The organism is Psychromonas hadalis ATCC BAA-638, assembly GCF_000420245.1.
GTDB classification, from domain to species: Bacteria; Pseudomonadota; Gammaproteobacteria; order Enterobacterales; family Psychromonadaceae; genus Psychromonas; species Psychromonas hadalis.
In genome coordinates this window covers 1-5,083 of the sequence record NZ_ATUO01000215.1, presented here as the reverse complement: position 1 = coordinate 5,083, position 5,083 = coordinate 1, and the positions used below count along the sequence as shown (strand labels likewise).

The following is a 5,083-nucleotide window of genomic DNA, read 5'->3' as shown; positions in this document are numbered from 1 at the left end:
GGACTATAATCCCGCTTGTCTGTCTGTTTGTTGTGCAGGGCAAACGGGTTTAAAACAAACAGAATGAGTTTGCTTTCTGGTCAGTTGTTAATTCAAGCATCAAAAGGCAGGACTAAAGTCCCACTTCCGATGAATAATTAGCTTACTTTTGGGAAGTGGGACTTTAGTCCTGCATGTTTTCATTTATATAAATAGAGACTAATTCCTTCAATCAAGAAAAATCACTGGATTGGTGGTTAACTGTACTTAACTTGTATTATTTAAACCCGTTTTCCCTGGTTTGTTGTGATTAGCTTTTTCTATCTGCTGCGATATGTGCAAGGCTAATTAATGCTTGTTTGTATTCACTTTCAGGTAAAATAGCGAGTGCCTTGATAGCTTTATCTGCCTCTTCCAATGCGCGTCTTTGGGTATATTCTAACGCCTTGGTCTCTTTTAATGCCAGCATGATTTCATCAAAATATTGCATGCCGTTGGCTTTCTCGATCGCTTCTCGAATCAGTGCGATTTGCTTTGCTGTGCCGTGTTGCATTGCATAAAGTAGTGGTAACGTGGGCTTACCTTCTGCCAAATCATCACCGGTATTTTTGCCCATCTCTGCTGCGTCTGAGCTGTAATCCATCACATCATCGGTCAGTTGGAATGCTGTGCCTAGATATTTACCATAATCAAGCAGGGCGTTCTCTATCGCGACAGGTTGTTCTCCTAAAACGGCAACGAGCTGTGTTGCCGCTTCAAACAGTTTTGCTGTTTTAAAGTAGATAACATCCATATAACTTTTTTCAGTGGTATCAGGATCCTTACAATTCATCAACTGTAACACCTCACCCTCTGCAATTACATTGGTCGCATTTGAGAGGACATCCATCACTTTTAAGTTTTGCAGTTCACTCATCATCTGAAATGAGCGGGTATATAAAAAGTCACCCACTAACACACTGGCCGCATTGCCAAACAGTGCATTGGCCGTTTTTTCACCGCGGCGTAAGTCTGATTCATCAACCACATCATCGTGTAAAAGTGTCGCTGTATGGATAAATTCAATAATGGCAGCTAATTTTGTTATTTTATGATCATTAATATTGAGCGCTTTGGCTGCTAAAATGGTAATTAATGGACGAATTCGTTTACCGCCACTATTAACAATATAAAAACCAAGTTGGTTAATCAGCGCCACATCAGAGGTTAATTGTGCTTGAATTAAGGTATTAACGTGTAACATATCATCGTTTGATAATTGTTGAATTTGTTTAATATCCATGGAGTAACTGTTCCGAATTAGGCGCAAAAAGTAGATGCCTATTATTGCCCTTTATTGGTTTTATCTCAACTCTGTTACAAGCTAAGCGCTATTTATTTTGCATTGATGGGCAAGGAATCGTGCCATAAGAGCAAAATACGCAACAATCACCCGCTTTCGGTTTCAAAACAGTGTGGCAGTGGACACATTCATAAAACCACTGACAAGTATTGTCAGGCATTGTTTCAAGCGTTTTGTGTTGACACGATGGACAGATTAATAAAGATTGTGAAATAATCGCTTTTTTCATTATTTCATTTCCATTTTGATTTTACATAGTGGATAGGGCGGTTTAAACAGAGTGAAAATGGAGTAACAAAGCATGCATATCAGGGCGAGATAATAGATTTCGGTTCGGTAGGTTGCCATCCAAAAGAAATATTTTAAAATTAAAATAGTGACGGGCCCAATTAAACCAAAAAATAGATAGAGGTGTTGTTTGTGGTTAAAATAAGCATACGCTTGCATCGCAATAATAAACCCTGCTAAGACTGGGATAAGTGTTTGAATAAAAAAACCTTCGTACTCGGATAAGAATCCGATGCCAAGTGAGGCCCCTAATGAGGCAAGTAGTGGAAAGCAAAAGCCACAACTCATCGAAGCGGTGATAGTGGCAAGTACCCCTGTTTTTTCAAATAGATTACTGAAATTCATGATTATCCCCTTATTAATTAATATTATAAGGTCCGTACTTAGGTACGGAGTCAATGGGTGGAGATAAAATAATTATTTAAAAGCATCAACAATTGCACAGTGGTTTGTTTCTTTTGTTATCTCACACTGCTCAATGAGCAGGGTTAATGTTTCTTCGAGTTTAGCGAGATCGGTTATTTTTTTTTGGATCACTAGGCGTTTTTCGATCGCTAAGTGTTGTATCTCATGACAACGATTTTTTTCAATACACAGGAGATCTTGGATCTCTTTTAACGTGAAGCCTAGTTTTTTAGCGCGTTTTATGAACAAAATTCGTTGCAACGTCTGATTATCATATTGACGATAACCATGTAGTGGTTTTATGGGTTTTTTTAATAAACCTTTGCGCTGATAAAAGCGGATTGTTTCAACATTCACCAGTGCTTTTTGTGCTAGGGAACCAATCGTAAAAGTCATATATTCTCTGCTGTTAGGCGTTATTATTTAAATTTAATTTTAAAGGTTATTTTTTAGCATAAACTATTTGTTTTATTTTTACTAAATATGATTGCCAATAGTGGAAACTTGCCGTAGACTCCGCCACCATTGTGATTAATAAGTGTGCTCTTGATGCTGATTCCTAGATGAATAGCACGAGACGCCTGAACGGAGTAATAAACATGTACGCTGTTATCCAGAGTGGTGGCAAGCAACACCGTGTTGCTGTTGAACAAACTCTTCGTTTGGAAAAACTAGATGTAGAAGCTGGCGCAACTGTTGAATTTGATAAAGTTCTTCTAGTAGCAAGCGCAGACGACATCAAAGTTGGTGTTCCATACGTTGAAGGTAGTAAAGTAACTGCAGAAGTGGTTGCCCACGGTCGTGGTAAAAAAGTTAAAATCGTTAAGTTCCGCCGTCGTAAACATTCTCGTACTCAAGCTGGTCATCGCCAGTGGTTTACAGAAGTTAAAATTATTGCGATTAACGCTTAATTAGGAGTTATTAAAAATGGCACATAAAAAAGCTGGTGGTAGTACTAATAACGGTCGCGATTCAGAAAGTAAACGCTTAGGTGTTAAACGTTTTGGTGGCGAGTCTGTTTTAGCTGGTAATATTCTTGTACGTCAACGTGGTACTAAATTCCACGCGGGTACAAATGTTGGTCTTGGTAAAGACCACACTCTTTTCGCGAAAGCAACTGGTACAGTTAAATTCGAAAAGAAAGGTAAACCACTACGTTCATTCGTGAGCATCGTTGCTGAATAATTCAGTTTCGAAACAAAATTTTAAAGCCCTGCATTTTATGCGGGGCTTTTTTTTTGTATCTATTTATATTGATAGAAATAATGTGATCTATGTTTAATATAAATAGGTATACTAATGCCAATAATAGAGATTGGTATTTTTCTTGGAGGTTAGAATGAAGTTTGTTGATGAAGCAAAAATTAAGGTTGACGCTGGAGATGGTGGCAACGGCTGTGTTGGCTTCCGTACAGAAAAATATATTCCACGCGGTGGCCCAAATGGTGGTGACGGTGGTGATGGAGGTGATGTTTACCTACAGGCTGATGAAAATTTAAATACCCTTGTAGATTTCCGTTTTATCCGTTTTTATGCGGCAGAGCGTGGAGAAAATGGTCAAACGCGTGATTGTACAGGCTCTCGTGGTAACGACTTGATTATTCCCGTTCCCGTTGGAACGCGTTCGCGTGATGAAGATACCGGTGAAGTGATTGGTGATTTAACCAAAGATGGTCAAAGACTTTTAGTGGCGAAAGGTGGCTTCCACGGCTTAGGTAATGCTCGCTTTAAAACCAGTACCAACCGCGCGCCTCGTCAAAAGACAGATGGTACAACGGGCGAAATTCGTAACTTACAGCTAGAGCTATTACTGCTTGCTGATGTGGGCATGTTAGGTCTGCCAAATGCAGGAAAATCTACTTTTATTCGTAGTGTTTCCGCTGCCACACCGAAAGTGGCTGATTACCCTTTTACCACGCTTATTCCAAATTTGGGCGTAGTTAGTATGGGTCATGGTCGTAGCTTTGTTATTGCCGATATTCCGGGATTAATCGAAGGTGCTTCTGAAGGTGCTGGATTAGGAACGCGTTTCTTACGTCATTTAGAGCGTTGTCGTGTTTTATTGCATATGGTTGATTTGTTACCAGCAGATGGGTCTGATCCTGCTGACAATGCAGTGATTATTTTAAATGAATTAGCAAAGCACAGCCCGAAGCTGGCTGCTAAACAACGTTGGTTGATCTTTAATAAGATTGATCTGTTGCTTGAGGAAGATGCAGAAGTGGTCATGAAATCAGTGATTGACCGTCTTGAATGGGAAGGCCCTGTTTATAAAGTGGCTGCCATCTCAAAAACAGGGACACAGTTGGTCTGTCAAAATGTTGCTGATCACCTTGAAGAGATGCCAAAAGAGTACACCGCTGAAGAAGAGCGTCAACAGGTTGAATTTCAGTGGGATGATTACCATGAATCAACCATAGATGAAGTTAATCCTGATTATGATGATAGCGATGACGACGATGATGATGAAGAAGAGACAATGGAAGTGATCTACGTTAGAGATTAATTCTATTTATGTATAAAAAAGCCTCGCTTTGATAGTATCAACGCGAGGCTTTTTACATTTAGGATCGGTTTCAAAATTACTTGCGCTTTTGTTTTCAAAAATAATACCAATTTCATTAATTAACTGGTCACATTAATTGTTAGGACGTACTGCTTTAGCTGTGCTAATAGTAAAGGCGAGACTAAAGTCTCACGTCCCAAAAGATCACATATTTATGGGTTTGGTATAATACCAATTACATTAAGTATGTGATCTAAATTTTCCGCAGGGAAAACCGCTTAATTCAAGGCGTAAGTTGACGTAAATGGTTGTTCCCTTTACGAAAATTACAACGCGGAAGTGAGTTGTTTTAACCAGTAAAATAGATCAGCTATTTACTGTTATTGGTATAACCAGTCATTTCAGGGTTTTTGAAAAAATTTAGCGCAAGTTATTGTGTAACGATTCCTTAGGAATAACAATGATTGAGCAAGTTGAATTATATTTACAACAATTATTAATCGCGTTGAATATCGGCAACTGGGTAGCAAATTTTGCACTGGTGCTGTTTATAACATTGTTAC

7 protein-coding genes are annotated in these 5,083 nt (G+C 38.9%); 3 read left to right on the top strand and 4 right to left on the bottom strand.

The annotated features are described in order from the left end of the window. Positions 1–289: 289 nt before the first annotated feature. The 4 genes from ispB to G322_RS0117500 all read right to left on the bottom strand — a co-directional run bounded on the left by ispB (position 290) and on the right by G322_RS0117500 (position 2,410). Positions 290–1,261: an octaprenyl diphosphate synthase gene (ispB, locus tag G322_RS0117515; protein WP_022942997.1), complete on the bottom strand. Its 972-nt coding sequence runs from the start codon at positions 1,259–1,261 to the stop codon at positions 290–292. 88 nt (positions 1,262–1,349) lie between these two features. Next, positions 1,350–1,550 (bottom strand): GDCCVxC domain-containing (seleno)protein, encoded by a 201-nt coding sequence (locus tag G322_RS24395; RefSeq protein WP_022942996.1) that lies wholly within the window; start codon positions 1,548–1,550, stop codon positions 1,350–1,352. Next, positions 1,550–1,954 (bottom strand): MerC family mercury resistance protein, encoded by a 405-nt coding sequence (locus G322_RS21270; RefSeq protein ID WP_022942995.1) that lies wholly within the window; start codon positions 1,952–1,954, stop codon positions 1,550–1,552. The genes G322_RS24395 and G322_RS21270 overlap by 1 nt, the downstream gene beginning before the upstream one ends. A gap of 72 nt (positions 1,955–2,026) precedes the next feature. Further along, positions 2,027–2,410, bottom strand: coding sequence for a MerR family transcriptional regulator (locus tag G322_RS0117500; protein ID WP_022942994.1), 384 nt, complete (start codon positions 2,408–2,410; stop codon positions 2,027–2,029). A 203-nt stretch (positions 2,411–2,613) separates the two neighbouring features. Between G322_RS0117500 and rplU the strand changes: the two genes are divergently transcribed. The 3 genes from rplU (at position 2,614) to cgtA (ending at position 4,520) form a co-directional block, all read left to right on the top strand. Then, positions 2,614–2,925: a 50S ribosomal protein L21 gene (rplU, locus tag G322_RS0117495; protein ID WP_022942993.1), complete on the top strand. Its 312-nt coding sequence runs from the start codon at positions 2,614–2,616 to the stop codon at positions 2,923–2,925. A gap of 16 nt (positions 2,926–2,941) precedes the next feature. After that, positions 2,942–3,199 (top strand): 50S ribosomal protein L27, encoded by a 258-nt coding sequence (rpmA, locus tag G322_RS0117490; protein WP_015464273.1) that lies wholly within the window; start codon positions 2,942–2,944, stop codon positions 3,197–3,199. A 154-nt stretch (positions 3,200–3,353) separates the two neighbouring features. After that, the gene (cgtA, locus tag G322_RS0117485) at positions 3,354–4,520 is read left to right on the top strand and encodes an Obg family GTPase CgtA (protein WP_022942992.1); all 1,167 of its coding nucleotides are present in this window, start codon (positions 3,354–3,356) and stop codon (positions 4,518–4,520) included. The last annotated feature ends 563 nt before the right edge of the window (positions 4,521–5,083 follow it).

Bases quoted from the DNA above. Each gene is read 5' to 3' on its own strand.
- ispB (WP_022942997.1), bottom strand. From the start codon at position 1,261: ATGGATATTAAACAAATTCAACAATTATCAAACGATGATATGTTACAC.
- G322_RS24395 (WP_022942996.1), bottom strand. From the start codon at position 1,550: ATGAAAAAAGCGATTATTTCACAATCTTTATTAATCTGTCCATCGTGT.
- G322_RS21270 (WP_022942995.1), bottom strand. From the start codon at position 1,954: ATGAATTTCAGTAATCTATTTGAAAAAACAGGGGTACTTGCCACTATC.
- G322_RS0117500 (WP_022942994.1), bottom strand. From the start codon at position 2,410: ATGACTTTTACGATTGGTTCCCTAGCACAAAAAGCACTGGTGAATGTT.
- rplU (WP_022942993.1), top strand. From the start codon at position 2,614: ATGTACGCTGTTATCCAGAGTGGTGGCAAGCAACACCGTGTTGCTGTT.
- rpmA (WP_015464273.1), top strand. From the start codon at position 2,942: ATGGCACATAAAAAAGCTGGTGGTAGTACTAATAACGGTCGCGATTCA.
- cgtA (WP_022942992.1), top strand. From the start codon at position 3,354: ATGAAGTTTGTTGATGAAGCAAAAATTAAGGTTGACGCTGGAGATGGT.